21 protein-coding genes and 1 pseudogene are annotated in these 25,009 nt (G+C 73.1%); 10 read left to right on the top strand and 12 right to left on the bottom strand.

Annotation, left to right across the window (positions count from 1 at the left end):
- Positions 1–155 precede the first annotated feature (155 nt).
- From H300_RS0101490 to uvrB, 3 genes are all read right to left on the bottom strand, one after another.
- Positions 156–2,117: a TerD family protein gene (locus H300_RS0101490; protein ID WP_028425983.1), complete on the bottom strand. Its 1,962-nt coding sequence runs from the start codon at positions 2,115–2,117 to the stop codon at positions 156–158.
- A 225-nt stretch (positions 2,118–2,342) separates the two neighbouring features.
- A complete protein-coding gene (locus H300_RS0101485) occupies positions 2,343–2,921 on the bottom strand; it encodes a TerD family protein (RefSeq protein ID WP_028425982.1) in 579 nt (192 codons plus the stop codon).
- A gap of 174 nt (positions 2,922–3,095) precedes the next feature.
- On the bottom strand, positions 3,096–5,222 hold the full coding sequence (gene uvrB, locus H300_RS0101480; RefSeq protein WP_028425981.1) for an excinuclease ABC subunit UvrB: 2,127 nt from the start codon (positions 5,220–5,222) through the stop codon (positions 3,096–3,098).
- 293 nt (positions 5,223–5,515) lie between these two features.
- On the opposite strand from uvrB, the gene H300_RS24475 reads away from it, so the two are divergent.
- From H300_RS24475 to H300_RS24470, 3 genes are all read left to right on the top strand, one after another.
- Positions 5,516–6,532, top strand: coding sequence for a glycerophosphodiester phosphodiesterase family protein (locus tag H300_RS24475; protein WP_078515627.1), 1,017 nt, complete (start codon positions 5,516–5,518; stop codon positions 6,530–6,532).
- A gap of 149 nt (positions 6,533–6,681) precedes the next feature.
- Entirely contained in the window at positions 6,682–7,293 is a 612-nt protein-coding gene (locus H300_RS0101470) for a hypothetical protein (protein ID WP_028425980.1), read from the top strand.
- Between the two features lie 117 nt (positions 7,294–7,410).
- Positions 7,411–8,718, top strand: a complete 1,308-nt coding sequence (locus H300_RS24470; RefSeq protein ID WP_037978799.1) for an MFS transporter — start codon at positions 7,411–7,413, stop codon at positions 8,716–8,718.
- Positions 8,719–8,823: 105 nt separating this feature from the next.
- Here H300_RS24470 and H300_RS0101460 read toward each other — a convergent pair whose 3' ends face one another.
- The 3 genes from H300_RS0101460 to H300_RS0101450 form a co-directional block, all read right to left on the bottom strand.
- Positions 8,824–9,285, bottom strand: a complete 462-nt coding sequence (locus tag H300_RS0101460) for a type II toxin-antitoxin system PemK/MazF family toxin (protein ID WP_037978891.1) — start codon at positions 9,283–9,285, stop codon at positions 8,824–8,826.
- 108 nt (positions 9,286–9,393) lie between these two features.
- Positions 9,394–10,257, bottom strand: coding sequence for a hypothetical protein (locus H300_RS0101455; protein WP_028425978.1), 864 nt, complete (start codon positions 10,255–10,257; stop codon positions 9,394–9,396).
- Complete coding sequence (locus H300_RS0101450; RefSeq protein WP_028425977.1) at positions 10,257–11,522, bottom strand: VWA domain-containing protein; 1,266 nt, start codon at positions 11,520–11,522, stop codon at positions 10,257–10,259. The genes H300_RS0101455 and H300_RS0101450 overlap by 1 nt, the downstream gene beginning before the upstream one ends.
- Positions 11,523–11,682: 160 nt before the next feature.
- On the opposite strand from H300_RS0101450, the gene H300_RS0101445 reads away from it, so the two are divergent.
- The 5 genes from H300_RS0101445 to H300_RS24460 all read left to right on the top strand — a co-directional run bounded on the left by H300_RS0101445 (position 11,683) and on the right by H300_RS24460 (position 17,142).
- Entirely contained in the window at positions 11,683–11,985 is a 303-nt protein-coding gene (locus H300_RS0101445; RefSeq protein ID WP_028425976.1) for a metalloregulator ArsR/SmtB family transcription factor, read from the top strand.
- Positions 11,970–12,356 (top strand): VOC family protein, encoded by a 387-nt coding sequence (locus H300_RS0101440; RefSeq protein WP_028425975.1) that lies wholly within the window; start codon positions 11,970–11,972, stop codon positions 12,354–12,356. The genes H300_RS0101445 and H300_RS0101440 overlap by 16 nt, the downstream gene beginning before the upstream one ends.
- A gap of 97 nt (positions 12,357–12,453) precedes the next feature.
- On the top strand, positions 12,454–14,346 hold the full coding sequence (locus H300_RS29685; protein ID WP_078515626.1) for an aminotransferase class I/II-fold pyridoxal phosphate-dependent enzyme: 1,893 nt from the start codon (positions 12,454–12,456) through the stop codon (positions 14,344–14,346).
- A 268-nt stretch (positions 14,347–14,614) separates the two neighbouring features.
- Positions 14,615–15,832 carry a hypothetical protein gene (locus tag H300_RS0101430; RefSeq protein WP_051269282.1) on the top strand — a complete coding sequence of 406 codons (1,218 nt, stop codon included), beginning with the start codon at positions 14,615–14,617 and terminating at the stop codon, positions 15,830–15,832.
- Complete coding sequence (locus H300_RS24460; RefSeq protein WP_051269280.1) at positions 15,829–17,142, top strand: DUF2786 domain-containing protein; 1,314 nt, start codon at positions 15,829–15,831, stop codon at positions 17,140–17,142. Before H300_RS0101430 ends, H300_RS24460 begins: the two co-directional genes overlap by 4 nt.
- Before the next feature lie 42 nt (positions 17,143–17,184).
- Here the strand turns inward: H300_RS24460 and H300_RS0101420 are convergent, their stop codons facing one another.
- From H300_RS0101420 to H300_RS0101405, 4 genes are all read right to left on the bottom strand, one after another.
- The gene (locus tag H300_RS0101420; RefSeq protein ID WP_028425973.1) at positions 17,185–17,919 is read right to left on the bottom strand and encodes an HNH endonuclease family protein; all 735 of its coding nucleotides are present in this window, start codon (positions 17,917–17,919) and stop codon (positions 17,185–17,187) included.
- A gap of 146 nt (positions 17,920–18,065) precedes the next feature.
- The gene (locus tag H300_RS0101415) at positions 18,066–18,452 is read right to left on the bottom strand and encodes a tetratricopeptide repeat protein (RefSeq protein ID WP_028425972.1); all 387 of its coding nucleotides are present in this window, start codon (positions 18,450–18,452) and stop codon (positions 18,066–18,068) included.
- An 88-nt stretch (positions 18,453–18,540) separates the two neighbouring features.
- On the bottom strand, positions 18,541–19,134 hold the full coding sequence (gene coaE, locus H300_RS0101410) for a dephospho-CoA kinase (protein WP_028425971.1): 594 nt from the start codon (positions 19,132–19,134) through the stop codon (positions 18,541–18,543).
- Positions 19,135–19,204: 70 nt separating this feature from the next.
- The gene (locus H300_RS0101405; protein ID WP_486583440.1) at positions 19,205–20,161 is read right to left on the bottom strand and encodes a PAC2 family protein; all 957 of its coding nucleotides are present in this window, start codon (positions 20,159–20,161) and stop codon (positions 19,205–19,207) included.
- A 391-nt stretch (positions 20,162–20,552) separates the two neighbouring features.
- Here H300_RS0101405 and H300_RS32060 point away from each other — a divergent pair.
- Positions 20,553–20,738, top strand: a pseudogene (locus tag H300_RS32060) (right-handed parallel beta-helix repeat-containing protein); the annotation flags it as partial.
- A gap of 184 nt (positions 20,739–20,922) precedes the next feature.
- On the opposite strand, the gene rpsA reads toward H300_RS32060, so the two are convergent.
- Positions 20,923–22,455 carry a 30S ribosomal protein S1 gene (gene rpsA / locus H300_RS0101400; protein WP_028425969.1) on the bottom strand — a complete coding sequence of 511 codons (1,533 nt, stop codon included), beginning with the start codon at positions 22,453–22,455 and terminating at the stop codon, positions 20,923–20,925.
- A gap of 451 nt (positions 22,456–22,906) precedes the next feature.
- On the opposite strand from rpsA, the gene H300_RS24455 reads away from it, so the two are divergent.
- Positions 22,907–23,827: a methyltransferase domain-containing protein gene (locus tag H300_RS24455; protein WP_051269278.1), complete on the top strand. Its 921-nt coding sequence runs from the start codon at positions 22,907–22,909 to the stop codon at positions 23,825–23,827.
- 44 nt (positions 23,828–23,871) lie between these two features.
- Here H300_RS24455 and H300_RS24450 read toward each other — a convergent pair whose 3' ends face one another.
- The gene (locus H300_RS24450; RefSeq protein ID WP_051269277.1) at positions 23,872–24,981 is read right to left on the bottom strand and encodes a LacI family DNA-binding transcriptional regulator; all 1,110 of its coding nucleotides are present in this window, start codon (positions 24,979–24,981) and stop codon (positions 23,872–23,874) included.
- Positions 24,982–25,009 lie beyond the last annotated feature (28 nt).

Here is a 25,009-nt window from a genome sequence, read left to right as displayed (position 1 = left end):
CCACCCGCGCTTTCGCGTGGGCCGGTGCCCCGGGATCGGATGTGCCGATCCGTATTGACGAGAACACCGCAGCAGGGAGTACTCCCCTCCGTTGGATGAAGCATACAGCTTGGTCAAACGGAGGCAAAGAAAAGATCATTCGGAAGTAAAGCCCCTCACCCGGCCGCTCTGCGCCGGGCTTCCGCGAACGTTCCGAGAACCTCCTCGACGACCCGGCTGCCCACCGGGGCGGACGGGGGTTCGAACGTCCAGGCGTGCCCGACCCACGGGTCGGCGAGGTACGCGTCCGGCACCGGGGTGATCCGCAGCAGCCCCCGCCACAGCGGGTCGAGCACCGGTCCGAACTCCTCGGCGTCCGCCCGGTCGGCCACCATCATCAGGTGCACCCCGACCGCCGGACCCTCCTCCGCGAGGTACCGCAGCTGGGTGACGCCCCGGTCGTCGAAACCGTGCGGGAAGTCGTGGACGACGAGGAGCTGCTCCGAGGTGTCCAGCTCCGGAGGGAGCGAGTCGAGCGCACCGCTGCGCCGGGCCATCTGGACCAGGTCGATGCGTCGGGTGAGGGCGCCGAGCACCGCCGCCACCCCGGCCGCCCCCGCCACGGGCGGTTCGGCCGGCGCCCCGGCCGCGACGAGCGGGGCGAGCGTGGCGGCCGACGCCCCGGCCGCGTCGATCACCCGCACGGTGAAGTCCCCGACCGGGTACACCGCCAGGAGCCGAGCGGCGATGGCGGTGGCCAGCTCGCCCGCGAGCCGTCGGACCTCCTCGGGGGCGAGCAGCGCCGCCGCCTGGGAGCCGCGGCCCGCGTCGACCCACAGTCCGCGCTCCAGCGGCAGCCGCACCAGCATCGGGATGCGCAGACCGGCGCGTTCGGGAAGGCTGAGATCGCCCATCCGGACGGCCATCGGCGTCTCCATCGGCATCCGGTGGCCGTGCCAGACCGGGTTGTCCCAGCGGGCGAAGGCAGCAGGGAGTGCCGGCTCGACGACCTCGGACTCCGCCACCAGCCGCCGGAGATCGCGATCCAGAACGGACTGCGCCCGTGCAGCGAGTTCCGCGTGCCGCTGCTGCGCCTCCTCGCGGACGGCCTCCGCCGCCGGACCGTTGCGGGTGCGGGGATCGGAGGGCACCCCGTCGAGCTCGCGCTCCTGACGGGCGTCGGCGAAGTCGATCGCACTGCGGAAGGCGGCCACCGTGCGGGCGAGGTCCTCGAACATTCCCCACGCCTGGTTGTACAGCCGCTCTTCCCGGGACCAGCCGGGTGCGTCCCCCGCCACCGGCTCCCCCGCCGTCCGGCCCGCCGGAGCGGGCCGCGGCGGGGCCGGAGGCACCGGGGCCGCGGCGGTCGGCGGGCCTCCCGGAGCCGCCGCGGGCCTCGACGGGTGGCGGTAGTCGACGCCACCGCCCGCGGTACGGGCCCCGGCCTCCGGACGCGCCGGATCCGAGGCGGGCGCCCCGGACGGGTCCGCGCGGCGGCCGCCGCGGTCCTGCGGCCCCGCACCGGGCGGGCCGGCACGGCCGGTGACGGCGGCGCGGTCGGTGGGGGCCGCGGCCACGGACCGGGCCATTCCGCCGGCCACCGCCTCGTGGATCTCCGCAGCCAATTCCCGGTGCCGCTGCACCCCCTGGTCGGCGAGCATCGCGGGCAGTCCGTCGGCGTAGCCCTGGCCGATCGCCCGGACCTTCCAGCGGTCCGCGCGCCGGTACAGCTCCAGGGCGACCACCGCGGACTCCGCCGTCAGGCCGAGCAGGGTGTAGGTCACGAGCTCGTCACCGTCCTGCCCGAGCACGGCGACGAAGGGCGCGGCGAGCTCGGCGAAGTCGGCCGGACCACCGAGGCCGAGGGGGAGCGCCAGCAGCACGTGGGTCCGGTGGACCGCCTCGGGCAGGGCCCCCAGGTCCACCGCGAGCCGGTGCTCGGCGGCGGCCTGGACGGACACCTCCACGCCGGGCAACCGGGGCGAGCCGGGGTGCGCGAGCCAGCCGTCGTCGCGCATCCTGTCCTGCGCGTCCGCCAGGGCGACACCGGCCAGCACCGGCTTCCCCGCGGAGACCCGGATCTCCAGCCGGGTCTGCGGCAGGGGGTGGTTCTGCCCGCGGACCAGCTCGACGGCCATCGCTGTGCCCTTTCGCTCAAGGCCACGTCCACGCGGGGGCGGCGGCCGGTCGGGTCCGCACGGCGGACCGGTGGGAACGGGAGTCGGCCCGGCGACGTGTCGCCGGGCCGACTCCCGTTCAGGAGTGCTGTCGGGTGCCGGAGTGCCGGGAGCGACGGCCATCGCGTCCGGCGCAGCGCCGCCTCCGGTACGGCGCCGCGTCCGGCGGGCGCGTACCGGGGGCGCTCAGAGGTGCGGGACGATCGTCGGCATCAGGTCCTGGAAGGTGCGGCCGTTGGCCGGGGCGCCGATGGCGGTCATCGACCAGCCGCCCCCCTGCCGGTGCACCTTGGCCATGATCTGGGCGGTGTACTGACCGCCGCCGGCGAGAGTGTAGCGGGCCAGCTCCTGGCCGTTGGTCTCGTCCACCAGTCGGCAGAAGGCGTTCTCCACCTCGGCGAAGGTCTGCCCGGTGAAGGAGTTCACGGTGAAGACGATCTGGTCCACGTGGACCGGCACCCGCTGGAGGTCCACCAGTACGGCCTCGTCGTCACCACCCTGGCCCGCGCCGCCCACGAGGTTGTCGCCGGTGTGCTGCACCGAGCCGTCGTCGCTCGTCAGGTGGCGGAAGAAGACCACGTCGATCGGCTGCTTGTCGGCGAAGAGGACCGCTGAGGCGTCGAGGTCGATCTCCTTCGTGCGCTTGCCGAAGAGCCCGCGGCGGGGAGCGGCCTGCCAGCCGAGCCCCATGCGCACGGCGGTCAGCGTGCCTCCGTCGCTCTTCTGCAGGCTGATGGCCTGCCCCTTGGACATGTTGACCGACACGTGCGTTCCCCTCTCGACATTCTCCCCGCCGAAAACCGTCGACGGCTTGGTGGCACCCTATGCACTGGTCCCGACCAGCGGGAGCGAGCGGGACGTTTGTGGCGCTCCTGCAACACGGCACGGCGCGTCCGCCCCGAGCGGGCCGGAGGCAGGGCGGTGCCTCCCCGCCGGTCCTCAGCGCAGCCCGGCTTCCCTCATCTGCCGCAGCTCCTTCTTGAGTTCGCGCACCTCGTCCCGGAGCCGGGCGGCGACCTCGAACTGGAGCTCCGCCGCGGCGACCCGCATTCGCTCGGTCATCTGCTCGATCAGCTCGGCGAGCTCGGTGGCCGGACGGTCCGTGGGAGCCTCGCCCTCCGAGGCCTCGCGGGCGGCTTTCCGGCCGCCGAGGGCGGGCACCGGGGCGCGGCCCCTGCGTTCGCCGTCCGTTGTCCTGCGGTAGCCGGTGCCGAGCAGCTCCTCGGTGTCGACCTCCTCCCGCGCGATGTTGGCCACGATGTCACCGATCTTCTTCCGCAGAGGCTGCGGGTCGACGCCGCGCTCCTCGTTGTACGCGATCTGCTTGGCCCGCCGGCGGTTGGTCTCGTCGATGGCTCGCTCCATCGCCGGGGTGACCTTGTCGGCGTACATGTGCACCTGCCCGGAGACGTTGCGCGCCGCTCGGCCGATCGTCTGGATCAGCGAAGTGCCGGACCGCAGGAACCCTTCCTTGTCGGCGTCCAGAATGGCGACCAGCGAGACCTCGGGCAGGTCCAGCCCCTCGCGGAGCAGGTTGATGCCCACCAGGACGTCGTACTCGCCGGAGCGCAGCTCCCGCAGGAGCTCGACGCGGCGCAGCGTGTCGACGTCGCTGTGCAGGTAGCGCACCTGGATGCCGAGTTCGAGGAAGTAGTCGGTGAGGTCCTCGGCCATCTTCTTGGTGAGGGTGGTCACCAGGACGCGCTCGTCCTTCTCGGTGCGGGTGCGGATCTCGTGCACCAGGTCATCGATCTGGCCGTCCGTCGGTTTGACCACGACCTCCGGGTCCACCAGGCCGGTGGGCCGGATGATCTGCTCCACGACGCCGTCGGACCGGCTGACCTCGTAGTTGCCCGGGGTGGCCGAGAGGTAGACCGCCTGGTCGATGCGCTTCTGGAACTCCTCCCACTTCAGGGGGCGGTTGTCCATCGCGGACGGCAACCGGAACCCGTGGTCGACCAGGGTGCGCTTCCGGGAGGCGTCGCCCTCGTACATCGCGCCGATCTGCGGGACGGTGACGTGGGACTCGTCGATGACCAGCAGGAAGTCCTCGGGGAAGTAGTCCAGAAGGGTGTGCGGCGGCGAGCCGGGCTCCCGGCCGTCGATGTGCAGCGAGTAGTTCTCGATGCCCGAGCAGGTGCCGATCTGCTGCATCATCTCCAGGTCGTAGATGGTGCGCATCCGCAGCCGCTGGGCCTCCAGCAGCTTGCCCTGCTTCTCCATCCGTGCCAGCGTCTCCTGGAGCTCGGCCTCGATCGCGGCGACGGCCCGGTGCATCCGCTCCTCCCCCGCCACGTAGTGGGTCGCGGGAAAGATGTAGGTCTCGCGGTCCTCGGTGATGACCTCGCCGGTGAGCGGGTGCAGCATGGAGAGCGCCTCGATCTCGTCCCCGAACATCTCGATCCGGACGGCCAGCTCCTCGTAGACGGGGAAGACCTCGACGGTGTCCCCGCGGACCCGGAAGGTCCCCCGGGTGAACGAGACGTCGTTGCGGGTGTACTGGATCTCGACCAGGCGGCGCAGCAGGGAGTCCCGGTCGACCTCCTGGCCGACCTTGAGCGGCACCATGCGGTCGACGTACTCCTGCGGGGTGCCGAGACCGTAGATGCACGAGACCGAGGCCACCACGACGACGTCGCGCCGGGTGAGCAGTGAGTTGGTGGCACTGTGCCGCAGCCGCTCGACCTCCTCGTTGATCGAGGAGTCCTTCTCGATGTACGTGTCGGACTGCGGGACATAGGCCTCGGGCTGGTAGTAATCGTAATACGAAACGAAATACTCCACCGCGTTGTTCGGCAGCAGCTCACGGAACTCGTTGGCGAGCTGAGCGGCGAGTGTCTTGTTCGGGGCCATGACCAGTGTCGGCCGCTGCAGCTTCTCGATCATCCACGCGGTGGTCGCCGACTTGCCCGTGCCGGTGGCGCCGAGCAGGACGACGTCCTTCTCGCCGGCCTCGACCCGCCGGGCGAGCTCGGTGATCGCCGCCGGCTGGTCTCCGCTGGGCTGGTAGGGGCTGACGACCTCGAAGGGCGCCACCTTGCGTTCGATCTCGGATACGGGCCGCATGATTCCACGGTACGACCCGGCACTGACAAAGTTCGCCTCGCCGCCATCCCGCGCCCACCGTCCGCCCGCCCCACCGCCCGGCGGGGCGGGCAGGCTCCCCGGGAGTGCGGCTCACCGAACCGCCCCCGCTGTGACACCCGCCCCCGAGCACCCCGGCTGACATCCGGCGCCCCGCCGACACCGCCCCGAGCCCCCTCACACCGCACCATCCCGCCCGGTGTGATGCCCACGCGTCACCCAAGCCCGTCGCCACGCCCGGCACCGGTCACTTTCCGCAACCATGAGGAGCCCCTGTGTCTCTGCGCACCGCCGTCATCGCCACCGGATCGATCCTGGGAGCACTGGCCCTGGCACTCACGGGGCCCGCCGCGGCCCACTCCGGGACGGGCGCTCCCGGCCCGGGGCCGTCCGGGGCGCACTCGCCCCGAGCCGCCTCCCAGGCCCCGGTCACCGTCGCCCATCGCGGCGCCTCCGGCTACGCCCCCGAGAACACCCTCGCCGCCGCGGACCGCGCCGCCGCGCTGGACATCGACTGGGTGGAGACCGACGTCCAGCGCACCCGCGACGGCGTGCTCGTCCTGCTGCACGACGCATCACTCGAACGCACCACGAACGCCCGCCAGCTCTTCCCCGACCGGTCTCCGTGGCGGGTGGCCGACTTCACCTCGAAAGAGGTCGCCCGCCTGGACGCGGGTAGCTGGTTCGGGTCGGACTTCGCCGGTGAGCGGGTTCCCACTCTCGGCCGCTTCCTCGACAGACTCACGGGCAACGGCCAGAAGCTCCTGCTGGAGCTCAAGAACCCCGCCCTGTACCCGGGCATCGAGCGGGAGGTGCTCGGGGAGCTCGGCGACCGGGGATGGCTGGACCGGTCGGGTTTGCGCAGCCGCCTGGTCGTGCAGAGCTTCGACGCCAACTCGGTGCGGACCGTCCACCAGCGGGAACCGGCGGTGAAGACCGGGTTCCTCGGCAGCCCCGACACCTCCGAGCTCGCCTCCTACACCGCGTTCGCCGACCAGATCAACCCCCGCTGGACGGCGCTCACCGCGGAGTACGTCTCGGCGGTGCAGTCCCTCCGCGGGCCGCACGGCACGCCGATGGAGGTGTACACCTGGACGGTCGACGACGCGGCCACCGCCGTACGGACGGCCGCGCTGGGGGTGGACGGCGTCATCTCCAACCGGCCCGACGTGGTGCGGGGCGCCACCGGGACCCCGCGCACGGCCACCTCCGCACCCGGCCGGGCGGACGCCCCCGCGGTCGGGCTGCCGCGCGCCCCCTCCGGGGAGGCCGCCCCGGCGGCCCGCCGCTGAGCATCGCGCCGGCCGCGGGTGGCTGCGCCCCGCGCGGGGTCCCGCGGCAGGCGCGGCGCGGAAGGGCCGTCCGGGCGGGTTGGTACCGGGCCCGGAGCGGAAAGAATCCCGGTGTCCCCCGCTGCGTTCCCCGGCCAAGGAGTGTGACGATGGCGCCTTCCCCCGAGCCGACGACCCTCACCTACCTCTCCCAGGACACCCTGCTCGCCCGCGGCTGGTCCCCCGCGCTGATCAGCGCGTACCTCGGCGCACCGGACCTGCGGAAGCCCGACCTGCTGTTCCTCACCCCCCGGGTCGAGCAGGCCGAGGGGCAGGCGGACTTCCTGCGTGAGCGCTCCCTGCGGCGCAGGCGCTCGCAGGCCCTGCGGGCGGCCGCCGCCCGGCGGCGCGAACGCGCGCTCGCCGCCATCCGGAACACCCCGCTGGAGCTGCCCGCGCTGAGCGGCCCGGAACTCGCACGGCGCGCGGTGGCGCACCACAACCTCCTCGACGCGCAGCGGGCCTGCCACCAGTGGGGCCATCGCCCCCGCCGGGCCACCACGGAGGCACTCACCCCCGCCGAACTGGCCCAGTGGCAGGTGGACTACCTGCTGAACCTGCTCGCTCCGCACCGACTCCTGCTGGAGGCGCTGCCGCCCGGGGACTGCCGTCCGCTCGGCGTCGGGCTGCTCCGCGAGCGGATGCACGAGGCGGTGGCCGCGGCCTATCCCGAACTGGGCCGGGAGTGCCGGCGGCGGCTCGGCCGCGCCCGGGCGGCCTGACGGAGCGGACGCCGCCCCGCCGCCGGGGCGGGTGCGCGTGCCCGGGTGCCCCGGCCGCACTGTGCCGGTGGCGAAACCCGGTGTTGCCGTGCACGAGCCCGCTGGCACACTGCCCGGGTGAAGAACACGGCCGGAACTCCCCGCCCCGCAGTCGGCCCGCCCGCCGGGGAACCGGCCGCCACCGCGGCCGGCTCCGCGCCGGCCGCGCTGCGCCGCCGCACCACCGCGGTACTGATGGCGAGCCAGGTACTCGGCGGGCTGGGCGTGGCGACGGCCATCGCGCTCGCCGCCGTCCTGGCCGAGGAGATCAGCGGCTCGCGGGCGCTGGCCGGGCTGGCGACGACCTCGTCGGTCGTCGGCGCCGCCGCGCTCTCCCTGCCGCTGGCCGCGCTGATGTCCGCCCGCGGCAGGCGGCCTGGGCTGACCCTGGCCTATCTGATCGGCGCGGTCGGCGGCGTCCTGGTGGTGACGGCAGCGCTGGTGGAGAGCTTTCCGCTGCTGCTGGTCGGCATGGCGGGCTTCGGAGCCGGTTCGGCGGCCAACCTCCAGGCCCGCTTCGCCGCGGCGGACCTCGCGGAGCCGACCGTCCGCGGCCGGGCCATCGCACTCGTCGTCTGGGCGACCACGATCGGTGCCGTCGCCGGGCCGAACATCGCGGGGCCGGCGGGCCGCAGTGTCGCGGGGTGGGGCGTACCCGAGGCCGCCGGGCCCTTCGTCTGGGGCACCGCGATATTCGTCCTGGCCGCGCTGCTCGTCTGGACGCTGCTCCGCCCCGACCCGCTGCTGACCGCCCGGACCCTGGCGGATGCGGATGCCGGTGGTCCCGCTCCCGGCGGGCGGTCGCTGCGGGCGGGCCTGACCGCGGTGGCCGCGTCCCGGCGGGCCGGACTGGCGCTGCTGACGATCACCGGCACGCACACGGTGATGGTCTCGGTCATGGTGATGACACCAGTCGACCTGCACCACCACGGCGCGGACATCGAACTGATCGGGCTGGTGATCAGCGGCCACATCGCCGGGATGTACGCGTTCTCCCCGTTGATGGGCTGGCTGGCCGACCGGTTCGGGCGACTCGCGGTGATCGGCGCGGGCGTCGCCCTGCTGGCCGCCGCCGCGCTGGTGGCCGGGACGGCCGGCGCTGACCACCGGCAGAGCGCGGCGGGCCTGTTCCTGCTCGGGCTGGGCTGGTCGGCCGGGCTGGTGGCGGGCTCCGCGCTGCTCACCGACTCGGTCCCCCAGGCGGCTCGGGCGGCGGTGCAGGGCCTGTCGGACATGTCGATGAACGCGGCGGCGGGGCTCGGCGGCGCGCTGTCCGGCCTGGTCGTGGCGCAGGCGGGGTACGGCCGGCTGAACGCCCTGGCCGCGACGCTGCTGGTACCGGTCGCCGGGGCCCTGCTCCTGACCCGCCTGCGCCGGACCGGCTGACCGCCGCCCTCCCCGCCCCCGGGTACCCCACGCCCGGGCGGGGCGGGGCACCCGTACCGCTGCCGGAGCCACCAGGGGACGCGGCCTGCCCTGCTGCGGCTCGGGTCAGCGCCAGCCGTACCGCTGCTGGAGCCGGTGCACGACCAGGCCGAAGCGGGCCCGGTCCAGCGCACAGGCCTCCCGCCGCATGCCCGCCGGGTGGATGCGCAGCACCCGGTCGAGATCGACCCAGGAGTCCCGGCCCCGCCGGTCCCAGGGACCGCTGCCGATCGGCACCCACTCGTGGGTCTCGTCCCGGCGCCGGCTGGTCAGCTGCACGGCGAGCAGGGTCTCCCCCGCCTCCCTGGCCACGACCAGGACCGGCCGGTCCTTTCCGCGCCCGTCGTTCTCCTCGTAGGGCACCCAGGTCCAGACGATCTCGCCCGGGTCGGGGTCGCCGTCCGGCTCCGGGGCGTACGCCGTCCGCACCGGACCCACCCGCTCCGGGTGGGCCTCCCGGGTGGCTCCGGGGCCATGCCGGCCGGGCGAGGCGACTGCGGGCTCGTGCTGATCGTTGAGCGGGTTCACGCCGCTCACCGTACCGTCCGGGACCGCCCGGCGGTGCCGGGAACGCGGCCGTCCCCGTCCCGGCACCGCACGTTGCGCCGGGACGGGGACGGCCGCGTCCACGGCGGGTCAGCCGCGGGGGCGGCGCACCAGCAGGTAGCCGCCGAGGGCGGCGACCGCGGCGAGCACGCCGCCGGCGGCACTCCACAACCAGCGGCCGGACCACCAGGAGCCCGACCAGCCGGCCTCGGGCTCGGTGAGTGCAACGGTGCCGTCCTGCTCCCCGGGGGCGGTGTCCTCGTCCGCACCGTCCTCGGGGTCTCCGGACTCGGTGCCGGCGTCCGAGGGCTGCTCGGCACCGGGCGGCGACCCGGCCCGGACGGCGGGCAGCAACGGCGAAGGCAGCGAACCGCCGGTGCGCACGGCCCCGTCGGCGGCCGTCGCGGACGGGACCACCTCTGCCGTGACCGGCAGGCCGCGATCCTCCTCCGCCATGCCCACCGCCGTCAGCCGCACGTAGTAGGCGCCCGGCAGCGGGGCGCTCGACCACTGCTCGGCCCAGGGCCGGACGGCGCGCAGCGTGCAGCTCAGTTCGAGCGTTCCGGTCTGCGCGTCCTCGGTCCGGCGCGGTGTGCCGCCGGCGCAGGGCTGCAGTCTGCGCAGTCCGTCGTAGAGGTCCAGCTGCCAGGTCATGCGCCCCTCGCGGCTGGAGGGCTCCGGCAGTTCGACGGTGGCCCGTACGGTCGGCACCTGTCCGACGGCGGCCGGGAAGACCCAGTACAGGTAGTCGCCGCTGGCGGCCACGGCCTCCGCGCGGGTGTCCTGCTCCAGTACCGCCGCTGTGCGGAACCCGGTGCCCGCCTCGATCCGCTCGACCTCCGCGGAGTCCGCGGAGGCGCTCTCCGCGGTGTCGTCGGCGGCGGCCGGCAGTGCCGCGCCCATCAGTGTCGCGACAGCCGCCGCAGCGGCCGCCGTCAGTCTCACGCCACGCATCAGTGGGTCCTCCGGACGGGGTTGCGAAGTCGGCCGAGCCAGCCGCAGAGCACTCCGGCCAGCAGTCCCACCGCGGTCAGCAGCACCAGCGGCACCCAGCCGCGGGCGAGTCCCAGCCAGGCCGCGTCCCCCGGGCCGCCGGGCGCCTCGACCACGTCGAGGGTGAGCTCCACCGGCATGCCGGGTTCGCGCTGGACAGAAGCGGGAGCGGAGAACGAGTGGCTCGCCTCCAGGCACACCGTCCGGTCCTCCTCACCGGTCCACGGGTACCGCAGCCCGGTGGAGACCACGTCCGTGCGTCCGTACCCGGCGCCGTCCCCGCGGACCAGTTCGCGGCCCTCCTCCGTCACCGCGCGCAGCAGCACCCCGTAGTCGCGGTCGACCGCCCGGTCGGCGGCCACGCTGACCGAAGCACGCAGCTCCTGACCGGACTCCAGGTCCACCCGGTACCAGCGGTGGGCGCCGAACTCCGCCCGGTCGCTGTACACCCCGGCGGACAGACGCGGCGCCTCGGCACAGCGTTCGGCGCCCCGAGCGGGCTCCGGGTCCTCCAGCGGGGTGTCGGCGGAGCGCCGGACGAGTTGCTGGAGCCGGCCCGAGAGCTGCTCGGTGTCCTGGACGGCCGAATAGGTGCCGCCGGTCGCCTCAGCGATGCAGTTGAGCTGCTCGCGCACGGCGGGGTCCGCGGCGAGGCCGAGGGTGTCCACCGTGAGACGGGTGCCGTCGGCGGCGAGCTCCCGGGCGACCTCGCAGGGATCGGGCTGCCCACAGGAGTCCTCGCCGTCGGTGATCAGCACGATCCGGCGCGTTCCCCCGCTGTCGCCGAGGTCCTTCACCGCGCCGCGGAGCGCGTAGCCGATGGGCGTCCAACCGGTGGGCCGCAGGGTGGCCACTGCGGTCTTGGCCTCGGTGCGGTCCACCTCCCCCACCGGGTAGAGCTGTGCGCTGTCTGTACAGCCCCGCTCCTTGTCCTCCCCGGGGTAGTCGGCACCCAGGGTGCGGATACCGAGGTGCACTCCCTGGGGCACCGCGTCGATGACCTCGTTGAAGGCCTGCTGGGCGGCCGCCATCCGGGATGCGCCGTCCACGTCCTTCTCGCCCATCGATCCGCTCACGTCGAGGACGAGTTCGACCTTGGGCGGATCGGGCGGTTGCTGCTCGTCGGGGGCCGATGGTTCCGCGGCCGCGCCGGAGGGCAGCGCGCCGAGTGCCAGAGCCGTCAGAAGTCCGCACAGGACTGCCGCGGGCCGTCTTCCTATGATCATTCGGCGGATCCTATTGACGGCCGGGCGATCCGCCAAACCGCTGCCACAAAGGCGACATGACGCCCCGTCGAGCGTCACGCGCGCCCCTGTCGCGCGCCGTGCTCCCCGCGGCGTCCGGCACCCCTCGACAGGCAAGTGCTTGCTTGCCTATTGTGGGGCCATGGCCGAGGACATATTCAAGGCCCTTGCCGATCCGACCCGCCGAAAGATCCTCGACGAACTCGCCGAGCACGACGGACAGACCCTGTTCGAGCTCTGCGCGCGACTCACCACCAGGCACGGCCTGAACTCCTCCCGGCAGGCCGTGTCCCAGCACCTCGCCGTGCTCGAAGCGGCCGCCCTGCTGACGACCCGCCGCGAGGGGCGCTACAAGTTCCATCACCTCGACACCACGCCGCTGGAGCACCTGCTCGGGCGGTGGCTCACGGACCGGCCCACGGAGAACCGATGCGCATCACCCTGACCAACGTTTTCGTGGACGATCAGCGCAAGGCCCTGCGCTTCTACACCGAGGTGCTCGGCTTCGTGAAGAAGACACAGGTCCCGCTGGGCGACGTCGACTGGCTGACGGTCGTCGCACCCGACGACCGGGACGGCACCCAACTCGTCCTCGAACCCGACGGCCATCCCGCTGTCGGACCGTTCAAGGACGCGCTCGTCGCCGACGGCATCCCCTGGAACTCCTTCGCGGTCGAGGACGTGCACGCGGAATACGCCCGGCTGCGCGGGCTCGGCGTCCGGTTCACACAGGAGCCCACCGAGATGGGCCCGATCACCACCGCCGTGTTCGACGACACCTGCGGCAACCTGATCCAGATCGCCCACCAGAGTTGACCGTCCGGCAGCCGCTGAACACGGGCTGCCCGATCCACGTACAGAAGGTCAGGACCAACCGCGGCCCGCAGGGTCCGCACCTGTAGGAGGCACCGTCTTGACTGTCGCCGTCGGCAACGCGCTCGACCTCTTCCACACCTCCGGGGCGCACAGCCCGTCGCTCTTCGCGCTGAACCGCGCGGCCCAGCAGGCGGGCGGCTACAGCGGGACGGGTCTCGTCGACTTCTGCATACCCTGCAACCCGTACTTCCCCACCCCCGAGATGTTCGACCAGCTCATGACGCGGATGCGGGAGATCCTCACCTACTACCCCAGCAGCACCGAGACCATCACCGAACGCCTCTGCGCCACCCTCGGCCTCAACCCCCGCACGGTGGCCATGGGAAACGGCTCCACCGAACTCATCACCTGGATCGACCACCTCCTCGTCAGGGACTCGCTGGCCGTGCCCGTCCCCACCTTCGGCCGATGGACGGACCAACCCATGGAGACGGACAAGCGGGTGGACATGTTCGTCCTCCCGGAAGAGGCCGGCTTCACCCTCGACCCGGCCGCCTTCATCAACTTCGTGCGGATTCGCGGCTCCCGGACCGCGGTGATCTGCAATCCGAACAACCCGGACGGCGGCTACCTGCCGCGACAGGCCGTGCTCACCATGCTGGACGCCCTGGTCGACCTCGATCTGGTGGTGGTCGACGAGTCCTTCCTCGACTTCGTCGACGCCGAGGCCTGGCCCAGCGTGGTCGACGAGGCGGTGCTCCGGCCGAACGTCGTCGTCCTGCGCAGCCTCGGGAAGAACTTCGGCCTGCACGGGGTCCGCTTCGGCTATCTCGTCGCCAACCCCGGCCTCGCCGGCCGGATACGAGACGCCCTGCCCAAGTGGAACCTGAACTCCTTCGCCGAGGCGGTGGTGTTCATGCTCGCGGAGTACCGGCAGGAGTACGGGGACAGTCTGCACCGGGTGAGCTGGGACCGCCAGGAGATGTACCGCCAGCTGCGGACGCTTCCGGGACTGACGGTCTACCCCTCCCAGGGCAACTTCCTCTTGGTCCGCCTACCCGAGGGGGCCGACGGCACCGTGCTGCGCGACCGGCTGTACGCCGAGCACGGCGTACTGGTCCGCGAGTGCGGCAACAAGCTCGGCAGCAGCAGCAGGTTCCTGAGACTGGTGGTCCGGCCCCAGGCGGATGTCGGCCGGCTGCTCAACGGGCTCAGCCGGGTCCTGTACGGCAGCGAGTGGTACGCCCCACCGCCCTCGCCCCACGGCTTCCGGGCACCGGCAGCCCCCGCCCGGCTCCCGGCACCCGCCGGGCAGCTCCCCGCAGTAACGTACGGCACCGACCCGCAGTTCGCCGGAGCCCAGTTCCTCAGCGCTCCGTTCCCCGAACCGCACCTGGGCGATCCGTACCTCGGCGGCGCCCAGTACCCCACCCGACCCGCCCTCTCGTACGCGGTCCAGCCCCCGTACGGCGAACAACCCGCGTACCCGTCGCAACCTTCGTACGCGGCACCCGCCTCGTACCCGGCGCAGGGGTACCCCGACGCCGCGCCCGCGCACGCGTACTCCGAGGCGTTCGGACAGTCCGGCGGACCAGCCCTGCCCGGATACCCTCTGCCCGCCCCCGGCCGGTACCCCGGTGACAGCGACCACCGCCCCGCCGCGCTGCCATCGGCCAGTTCGCAGGACCTCACCCCCGCCATACCGACCGGCTACCCCGTCGGGCCGCCCTTCTCCGAAGCCATACCGCAGCAGCCCGGCCTCCGGCAGAGTGACGCCCCGCCGTACGTGCCCGGCACGCCCTACGGCACGGGCCCCGCTGCCGACGGCGGATACTCCGCGGCCGGTTCCGCGGAGACCGCCCTGCTGGAGCCGGTACCGGCAGAGGCGGCCACCGCGTCGGCGGAGCGCTTCCCGGATCAGGGGCCGGTCCCACCGGGCCCGCCGCTCGATCTGGCCCATCTGCCCGCCCCGATGCTCCTGGCCCGGTGACAGCCCGGGCCGTCCCCGTCCCCTGCCGCCGGCCGCCCCTCGGCCGCGGTAACGCCGGAACGCCCCGGCGCATCGGGAACTGGCAGCCGGGGGACCCAGCTGCCACACTTCGGGAGGTCGCCGTCCCCGCCCCCGCGCCCGGACGGCGGCACGGGCGGTATGGCCTTCCGGCCAGCGCGGACCCCGGTCCGCGGGCCGTCCCGCCTCCGACCGCCGGTTCCGTGCAGGGTCACGGGCCGCTCGCGCCACCAGGAACGGATCCCCAACGATGCACTCCCCCCGTCCGGAGCCGACCGGCCCGGAACCGGCCGGCCAGGGCAGCTCCCCGCCCGACGCCGAGCGCCTGATCGGCCGCAGCGGCGCCCTCAAGCGTGAACTGGTGGAGTTCGCGCAGGGCCCGCGGTTCGCCCGTCCCCTGCGTGCCGCCCTCGAAGCGGCCGCGGGGGCCAGGGGCGGTGAGCTCGACGAGGACTCCGCCGTCCTCGCCTTCGACCGTTTCGCCCTGGAGCACCGGCTCCCCGACGGGCGTGCCCTGCCCGCACGGTTCGCCGCCGAACGTCGCCCGGCCCTGGACCCCGCGGAGCGGGCCATGGTGGTGGGCTGGCAGGACGTGGTAGAGGGCTGTTTCGAGGTGTTGCGACTCGACGGCGAGGCCGTGGAGCTGCACAACCTCGTCGATGACCTGCCCTACCGGGCCCGCTCCAACGTCGGCAGCACCGTCTTCGGCGATCTCGAGCCCGGTGCGTTCCTGATCGGCCGGCTGGTCCCGGTGCATCCCACGCACCCGGAGTGGCTGGTCAGCGGCGGCTTCGGCGTCCACCCCGCAGCCGCCGCCCATGAGGTCGCCCGGGTGGCCGCGGAGACAGTGGTGGCCGCCCCGGACCTCCTACGCCGCAACCCCACGCTGGTGCGCCGCGCCTGGGAGGTCCAGGAGGCGCACCACGAGACCTTCGTCGAGTTCTTCGGCGGCCCGCTGGTGATCCTCCCGCCGGACGAGGCCCGCGAGAAACTGCGCGCCTTCCACCTCCGCCTCGCCCGCACGGCCCCGGATGGGGAGCCGCGGGAACTGCCGTCCGGAGGGGACACGGATCTGCCCGCGAGCGCCGGGACGGAGTCCGTGGCACTCGTCCACGACCGGCTCGAAGGGCTGCGCCTGTACGCCGGATTCGACCGGCTGGACGCGATGTTCGCGGACCCGGCGCGGGCCGCGACCCCGCAGGATCTGGCGCTCCTGCGCTCCTACCTCCAGGACGACTCGGTATCCGCCCTCCCGTTCCGGCTGCTGGCCGAGCGCCATCCCCAGGGCGTGGACCCGGTGTTCCGGGCACTGCTTCGCAGACCCGGCTTCCGCTGGGAGCGAGACGGCGCGGAGCTCCTCCGGCAGCGCAAGCCGTATGCCCCGGGGCACGGCGAGGTCGAGCCGGTGCCGGCCGTCTCCGTACTCGGGGAGCGGCTGAACGAGCTGCTCACGGCCCACCGGCCATGACCCGGCAGGAGCAGGGCCGTGGCCGTCGCTCGGCCCAGGACGAGTTGGCGGCCGCCGTCGCACTGCTGCGGCACCCGGGTACGGCACCGAGCACGGCGGAGCTGGACGCCGCCGCGTCCCGGTTGTCCGCGGACGAGCGGCAATGGGCGTCGCTGAGCCGGGCGCTGCTCGCCGTCAGCACCCCCCTCCTCGTCTCGCTGTGGCACCGCGGGTGGCAGCCGGACGATCTCCTGCGGGCCGTCCGCAAGGAGCTCGGGCCCGCGCACCTGCGCCTGACTGCGCTGCTCGTCGCGGCGGAGTCCCTGCGCTACCCGGCCGCCCACCTCCCCCCGCACTGGACCGCACAGCTGCGGGAACTGGACGCACCGCAGCCGTGGCCGGGCGACGACGCGTTCCTCTCCGGCTGGACCACGGCGGAGAGGCTGGACCGGTTCGGCGCGGCAGGAGCGGTCCTGGAGCTGCTCCGCCTGGTCTGCCGGCTCCCCCCACTGGAGCTCCTGGCCCCGCCCCCGGGAGCGGCCGCTGCTCCCGGGACACCGCCGCCGGGCGGCGGGGCCGGGCTTCCCCTCCCGGGGGACGCCCGCGCCCGACGCCGGGGCGACACGCGTCTGCTGGGCCGGGTGCGAGCCCTGCTGGCGAAGGCCGAGTCGACCGGGTACGGCCCGGAGGCCGAGGCGCTCTCCGCAAAGGCGCAGTGGCTGATGACCGAGCACAACCTCTCCGAAGCACTGCTGGACTGCCGGCTCGGGGGCGGTGAAGCGCCGGCCGGGCGGCGGCTGACGGTCGAGGGGCCCTACGAGCAGGCCAGGGCCCTGCTGCTGGACGCGGTGGCCTCGGCGAACCGTTGCCGTTCGGTGTGGTCCGAGGACCTCGGATTCGCCACCGTCATCGGCTATCCGCCCGATCTGGCATCCGTGGAACTGCTCTACACCTCGCTGCTGGTGCAGGCCGGGACGGCGCTCCGGGAGGAGGCCGACCGCCGGACCGCGACGCGGGGTTCGCGCTCCCGCGCCTTTCGCCGTTCGTTCCTGGTGGGCTACGCCGCCCGGGTCGGTGAACGGCTCAGGGCGGCCGAGTCGGAAGCGGCGGCGGCAGCGGGGGGCGTGGCGGACGGCTCCCACGGGAGCGCGCTGCTGCCGGTGCTCGCCGCCCGCCACCGGGCGGTGGACGACGCGATGGCGCAGGTCTTCCCCCGGCTCACCACCTCGCGGGCCCGGCAGGCCCGCCACGCGGAGGGGCTGGACCGCGGCCGGGTCGCGGCGGATCGGGCGGGCCTGGGCCGGGGCCGGGATGCGCTGCCGGACGGCTGAGCGGGCGGCAGCGGCACCCCGCGGGGAAACCGCCGCGGCCCGTCAGCCGGCGCTGAAGCGCGACGGCGCCTCGGTCGGGGCGTTGCCGGTGGGGAGGCCCTGGTCGGTGCAGGTTTCCAGCACTCCGGACATCGCCTTCTTCTCCGCCTCGGTGACCCAGAGTTCGTACTTCTTCTTCACCGCGACCTGCGAGGCGACGTAGGCGCAGCGGTACTCCTTGTTCGCCGGCAGCCAGGTGGCCGTGTCGCCGTCCCCTTTCTGCCGGTTGGCCGAGGCCTCGACGGCCAGCAGGTTCAGCGGGTCGTTGGCCAGTGCTATCCGCTTGGCCGGCTCCCAGTTTTGCGCGCCCTTCTGCCAGGCGTCCGACAGGGCGACGAGATGGTCGATGTCGACTTCGCTGCGCCCGCGTTCGAAGGTGATCTCGGTGCCCGTGTAGGGGTCGTCCGTGAGCACGCCGGACTCGACCTCGCAGCCGTCCTCCCCCGTCTTCACCTCGTCGAGGTCCCGCTGGAGGATGTCGTCGCGGGTGGGGCAGCTGTTGCCGTCGACGTCCGCCCAGGGCGAGCCGAAGGCGTCCCGGTCGTAACCCGTCTTGGGCGCCCGGCCCTTGACGGTCAGTCCGGCCAGGGCGGAACTCGCCCGGTCCGAGCCGCCGGGGGCGGCGTCCGTCGGCGCTTCCGAGGCAGCACCCGGCCGCTCGGGGAGATCCTCCGGGGAGCAGCCGACGGCTAGCAGCCCGATCAGCAGGACGGCGGCGGCAGGTGTGCGTGGTTTCACGGTGGGGCCCCCGAGTCGGCGAAGCGCGTGTGCAGAGGGCGGAGTACGCCCACCGTGATAATAGGCCCCGGGAACTCGTCCGGACAGAATCCTCCCGGTGCCGCCGGCGGCACCGGGAGGGCGGCGCCGGACGGGGCCGGGCGGGGTCAGGCTGCCGGGCCGCCGTCCCCCTCGGGTTCGGCGAAGTCGGCGGCGTGCCAGAAGTCGGGGCGCGGATCCAGCGCGGCGGCCAGCCGGAAGTGACGTGTGGCCTCGTCAGGGCGGCCTGCCCGCTCCAGCGTTCGGCCGAGGGCGAAGTGCGCGAAAGCGTTGTCCGGTTCGCGCTCCAGAACAACACCGAACTCCTTCTCGGCGGCCCGCAACTGGGCTGCGAGGAAGAAGGCGCGTGCGCGGAGTTGCCGTACCGCGGTGTTGTCCGGGTACTCCTCGACCACGGGGTCGAGGAGCTTCACCGCGCCCCGCGGGTCCCTGGCGGCCAACAGGTGCTCCGCGGCGCGGAAGCCGATGATGTGCGTCTCGGGCGTTGCGGACATGAGTGCCTCCTCTTGCCGGGACAACGGCGGCATCGGGCGGAGCATTCCCGCGCACCGCCACGGCCACGCGCGGACCCCGGGGGACTGCTCAGATCCGCGTACGCAGTTCCTCCCACACCGCCCGCACTTGCGGGCCGAGGGCCTCCAGCGGGCCGTCGTTGCCGATGATGAGGTCGGCGATCGCCATCCGCTCCTCCCGGTCGGCCTGGGCGGCGATCCGTTCCCGGGCATCCGCCTCGCGCATGCCGCGCACGCGGACCAGCCGGTCGAGCCGGGTCTCGAAGGAGGCGTCGACGACGACCACCACGTCATAGTGCGGGGCAAGGCCGTTCTCGGTGAGCAACGGCACGTCGTGCACGACGACCGCGTCTTCGCCGGCGGCCCGCTCCAGCTCGGCGGAGCGCTCGGCGACGAGCGGATGGACGAGTGCGTTCAGCGCCGCGAGACGTTCCGAATCCCCGAAGACGATCCGTCCCAGCCGGGGCCGGTCGATACCGCCCTCCGGCAGGACCACCTCGGGGCCGAACTCCTCGGCCACCGCGGCGTGTCCCGCAGTACCCGGTGCGACGACCTCCCGGGCGATCCGGTCCGCGTCGACGACCACGGCCCCCCGCTCGGCCAGCAGCCGGGCCACCTCGCTCTTGCCTGCCCCGATCCCGCCCGTCAATCCGACCTTCAGCATGCCCCCAGGATACGACCGGGCGGGCCCCGCTCCCGCGGGGGCGGGGGCGGGGGCGGGGGCGGGGGCGAGCTCAGTTCTCGGAGTCGCCGTCGCCCCGCTCGCGGTCGGCGAGAAACCGCTCGAACACCTCGCCGAGTTCCTCCGCCGAGGGGAGTTCCGCCGGTTCGGCGACCAGGTTCCCGCGGCTGGCGGACCCGGCCAGGGCGTCGTACTGCTGCTCCAGCCCCTGGACGACCGACACGAGTTCCTCGTCGCCCTCGGCGAGTTGCCGCTCGATCTCGTTCTGCGCACGGTGCGCCCGGTTGCGCAGCTCGTGAGTCACGCCCGGCAGCACCAGCCCGGTGGCGGAGGTGAGCACCTCGACGATCACCAGGGCCGCGTCCGGGTAGGCGGACCGGGCGAGGTAGTGCGGCACATGCGCGGCGATGCCCAGGGTGTCGTGCCCGGTCTCGGACAGCCGCAGCTCGGTGAGCGCGGCGGCGCTCCCGGGCACCTGGGCCTCGTCGAAGAGGTCGGGCTGGCCGGGGACGAGCTCGGCTCGGCTGCCGTGCGGGGTCACGCCCACCGGGCGGGTGTGCGGCACGCCCATCGGGATGCCGTGGAAGGTGACCGAGATGCGCACCCCGAGCCGCTCGACGATCTCCCGGATCGCGGAGGTGAACAGCTCCCACTCGGTGTCCGGCTCGGGGCCGGAAAGCAGGAGGAACGGCGTACCGGTGGCGTCCCTCAGCAGTTGCAGCTCCAGCGCGGGAGCGTCGTAGCCGACCCACTGGTTGCGGCGGAAGGTCATCAGCGGCCGACGGGCCCGGTAGTCGATCAACCGGTCCACATCGAAACGGGCCACCGGGACCGCCGACTGGCCGTCGAGCAGGCGCTCGATGATCAGCTCGCCAGTCTCCCCGGCGTCGATGAAGCCCTCGAAGTGGTAGACCATCGCCAGGCCGCCACCGACTCCGCGGTCGATGATCTCGTCAACCGCTCGGAGCCCGCTGGGCTCCCATTCGTACAACTCGTGCGGTTTGTGCACCGGTGTTGCCCCTCCTTCTTGGGTTCCCCCACGTCAACGCACTTGCGGGCACAGGCATTCCCGCCTTCCTGACGCCGCACCTGGCCGACCCTCTACCGCATATGATCACACGCTCGCCTCCCCGCCTGCCGGGTTGCGGCAGCACCCACGAGCGGCCAGGAGACCCCCACATGCGCCTCCGCACTCCGTTCCGCCTCTCCCTCACCGCCCTGCTGGGCACCGGCGCGCGGCTGTCCGGTTCCGCCCGCGGCCCTCGGCGCCGCACCGGACGCCCCTGCGGCGACCGAGGTGACCACCGCGAACGAACTCCGCGCGGCATGGGCCGACGCGGCCCCGGCGACACCATCCGGCGCGCCGACGGAACCTCCCGGGGCACTTGCGAGGCCACCCGCGCGGCATGGGCGAGGGCGTGTACGTCGGGAGTACCGGCGGGACCTCGGACCGCAGCGACCATGTCCTGATCGAGAACAACGTGATCGGCCCCGGCGTGCGCGGGGAGTCGGTCGACGTCAAGGAGGGCACGAGCAGCGGACGCGTCCTCGGCGACACCTTCGACGGACGCGGCATGACCGAGGCCCTGGCAACGGCTCGTGGAGTGGCCTCCTGCAACACCGTCACCGGGAGGCCGGGGCCTGGCCTCCCGGTCGGCTGGCGCCGCCGGCACCCACGGCACGACGAAGCCCGCCCCCTCACATGGCGTGAGGGGGCGGGCTTGACTGACGTCGGCCGACGCCGACCCTTCGAGGCGGAGCCTCAGTGGGTCAGCTCTGACCGCCGGCGAGCTTCTCGCGAAGCGCCGCGAGCGCCTCGTCCGAGGCCAGCGCACCGGAGTCGTCGGAGGACTCCGAGGAGTACGATCCGCCGCCGCCCTGGCCACCGCCGCCACCGGTGCTGCCACCGGTGCTCTGCGGCGCCGCCGCACCCGGGGTGGTGCCCTCGGCCTCGGCCTGGGCGTCCGCCTCGCGGGACTTGACGACCTGTGCCTGGTGCTGCTCGAAGCGGGTCTGCGCCTCGGCGTACTGGTGCTCCCACTCCTCGCGCTGCTTCTCGTACCCCTCCAGCCAGTCGTTGGCCTCGGGGTCGAAGCCCTCGGGGTAGATGTAGTTGCCCTGGTCGTCGTAGGACGCGGCCATGCCGTACAGGGTCGGGTCGAAGTCGACCGCCATCGGGTCGCCGCCGAACGACTCGTTCGCCTGCTTCAGCGAGAGGCTGATGCGACGGCGCTCGAGGTCGATGTCGATGACCTTGACGAAGATCTCGTCGTTGACCTGCACGACCTGCTCCGGGATCTCCACGTGGCGCTCGGCCAGCTCGGAGATGTGCACCAGACCCTCGATGCCCTCGTCGACGCGGACGAACGCACCGAACGGCACCAGCTTGGTGACCTTGCCGGGGACGACCTGGCCGATCTGGTGGGTGCGGGCGAACTGCTGCCACGGGTCTTCCTGGGTCGCCTTGAGTGACAGGGAGACGCGCTCGCGGTCCATGTCGACGTCCAGGACCTCGACCGTGACCTCCTGGCCGACCTCGACGACCTCGGAGGGGTGGTCGATGTGCTTCCAGGACAGCTCGGAGACGTGCACCAGACCGTCCACGCCGCCCAGGTCAACGAAGGCACCGAAGTTGACGATGGAGGAGACGACGCCGGAGCGCACCTGGCCCTTCTGGAGGGTGGTGAGGAAGGTCTGACGGACCTCGCTCTGGGTCTGCTCGAGCCAGGCGCGGCGGGACAGGACCACGTTGTTGCGGTTCTTGTCCAGCTCGATGATCTTGGCCTCGAGCTCCTTGCCCACGTAGGGCTGGAGGTCGCGGACCCGGCGCATCTCGACGAGCGAAGCCGGCAGGAAGCCACGGAGGCCGATGTCGAGGATGAGGCCACCCTTGACCACCTCGATGACGGTACCGGTGACGATGCCGTCCTCTTCCTTGATCTTCTCGATGGTGCCCCAGGCACGCTCGTACTGGGCGCGCTTCTTCGAGAGGATCAGGCGGCCTTCCTTGTCCTCCTTCTGGAGGACAAGGGCCTCGATCTCGTCACCGACGGCGACGACCTCGTTGGGGTCGACGTCGTGCTTGATCGACAGCTCTCGGGAAGGGATGACACCCTCGGTCTTGTAACCGATGTCGAGCAGGACCTCGTCCCGGTCGACCTTCACGATGACGCCGTCGACGATGTCGCCGTCGTTGAAGTACTTGATCGTCTCGTCGATCGCGGCGAGGAAGGCTTCCTCGGAACCGATGTCGTTTACCGCAACCTGCGGAGTGGTCACGGTGGTCTCGGTGCTGCTCGTCATGTGGTAAAGGGCTCCGGTACGGACAAGAAGTCGTAGGTACTGCTACGCCGTGAGCCCGTATCGCAACCGCCGAAGCCGGACAGCCTGAGAGGCGTGAATCCATCTAGCCGTGCTAGAGCGAAACCGCCTCGACAACCGAGGGGACATACAACAGATGCGAGCGCAGCCTGCTCGGTCCGAGGCGCGCAAGCCCGCAGCGCAACTTGTAGCATACGGGCGCAGACAGGCAGGGTCAATGCGCCCATGCGCACAACTGGGACCGCGTGTCCCCGCCCGGCAGGTGACGGCGGATTTGCCCGCCGCGCACCCGAAACCACAAGGTTTCCTGGAGCTTACGCCACCGGGCCGGGGAGGGGTACACCGCCTCGGCCCCGGCACTCCGTGGGCCGGCGCGGCACTCCTGCGGCCGGAGCCTCGGCAGCACGGACACCAGACGATCGGAACGGGCCACATGACCGGGCACACCTCCTTCCCTCAGCCGCTTCCGGACCCGGACGGCACCGACCCGGACGGGGCTCTACCGGTCCGGCGGAGCGCCGACGAGCCCGAGAGCAGTCGCGCCAGCCGCGGCTGGTGGGACCGGAACGCGGACGACTACCAGGCGGAGCACGGCGGCTTCCTGGGCGACGACCGCTTCGTCTGGGGCCCGGAGGGCCTGGACGAGGAGGAGGCCCGACTGCTCGGCGACCCGGCCGGGCTGGCCGGGTCGCGGGTGCTGGAGATCGGCGCGGGCGCCGCGCAGTGCTCCCGTTGGCTGGCCGCCCGGGGCGCCCGGCCGGTGGCGCTGGACCTCTCGCACCGGCAGCTCCGCCACGCGCGGCGGATCGGCACGGACGGCTTCGACGTGCTTCAGGCCGACGCCGGCGCGCTGCCCTTCGCCGACAGCTCGTTCGACCTCGCCTGCTCGGCCTTCGGCGCCGTCCCGTTCGTCGCCGACCCCGAGCGGGTCTTCCGCGAGGTGCACCGGGTGCTGCACCCGGGCGGCTCGTGGGTCTTCTCGGTGAGCCATCCGATCCGCTGGGCACTGCCCGACGACCCCGGTCCGGAGGGGCTCACCGTCACCGCCTCGTACTTCGACCGCACGCCCTACGTGGAGCAGGACGAGGAGGGGCACGCGGTCTACGTGGAGCACCACCGGACCCTGGGCGACCGGGTCCGGGACGTGGTCGCGGCCGGGTTCAGGCTGGTCGACCTGGTGGAGCCGGAGTGGCCGGCCTGGAACGGCCAGGAGTGGGGCGGCTGGTCGCCGCTGCGTGGAGCGCTGATCCCGGGTACGGCGATATTCGTCTGCCGCCGCGACCGCTCCCCCGGCGAGAGCCGAGGCGCTCCGGAGCGCCGACGCCCCGGCCCGGCCCCGGGGGGCCCGTACTGAGCCGCAGTACTCCGCGAATGTTTCGAAGCCCAGCCGCGTGCCCGTCAGAGCCCGTCCGACCATGATCCGCCGGACAGACTGCCCTCACGGGCACGCACGGGGGCCGACGCCGTGCTGTTGCGCACCACGAGGGTGGTCGCGAGCTCGATCCGGGTCATCGGGGGTCGCTCGCCCCGCCCGAGATCGAGCACCATCCGCGCGGCCGCCTCGGCCATCTCGGTCAGCGGCTGGCGCACCGTGGTGAGCGGTGGGGCCACCCAGCGGGTGAGCGGCAGGTCGTCGAAGCCGACGACGCTGAGGTCCTCGGGAATGCGCAGACCCAGTTCGCGGGCGGCCTCGTAGAGGCCCAGGGCCTGGAGGTCGTTGCCGGTGAAGACGGCCGTCGGCGGGTCGGGCAGCCGCAGCAGCTCCCGGCCGACGCGGAATCCGGCCTCGTGGTGGAAGTCGCCCTCCCGGACCAGGTGCGGGTCGACGGGCACTCCGGCGCCCTCCAGTGCGGCACGGTAGCCGTCGATCCTGGCCCTGCTGCACAGCACCCGCCGCGGGCCGCCGATGACTGCGATCCGCCGGTGCCCGAGTTCGACGAGGTGGCGGGTGGCAGCGAGCCCGCCCTGCCAGTTGGTGGCACCCACTGAGGGGACCAGATCGCCGGGGTCCCCGGCCGGATCTATCACCACGAAAGGGATGTTGCGGCTGGTGAGCTGGGCCCGCTGGGCCTCGTCGAGCCCCGACAGCACCAGCACGACTCCGTAGGGCCGGCGGGCCAGCATCCGCTCCACCCAGGTCTGCCCGGGGGTCAGCCGCCCGTCGCTCTCGGAGAGCACCACACCGAGCCCCTCCTGCCGGGCGACGTTCTCCACCCCCCGGATGACCTCCATCGCCCACGCGCTCTCCAGTTCGTGGAAGACCAGGTCGAGCAGCGGCGACTGACTGGCCTCGGCCCGCCTGCGGCGGTAGCCGTGGCGCACGAGCAGCTCCTCCACCCGGGTCCGCGTTGCCGCGGCGACATCGGCCCGCCCGTTGAGCACCTTCGAAACTGTCGGGGCCGACACCCCGGCCGCCCGAGCGATCTCGGCAAGCGTGGCGGTGCCGGCCGAGCGGCGGTCGCGGTGCGGCGGCTGGGCGTCGCGGGGCTGCGCTGCTGCGGAAGTCATGACGGCGATGGTAGCCCCGACCGACCGT

Source organism: Streptomyces sp. TAA040, assembly GCF_000424845.1.
Note: the sequence above shows the minus strand (reverse complement) of the source record. Positions and strands in the feature narration are given on the sequence as shown.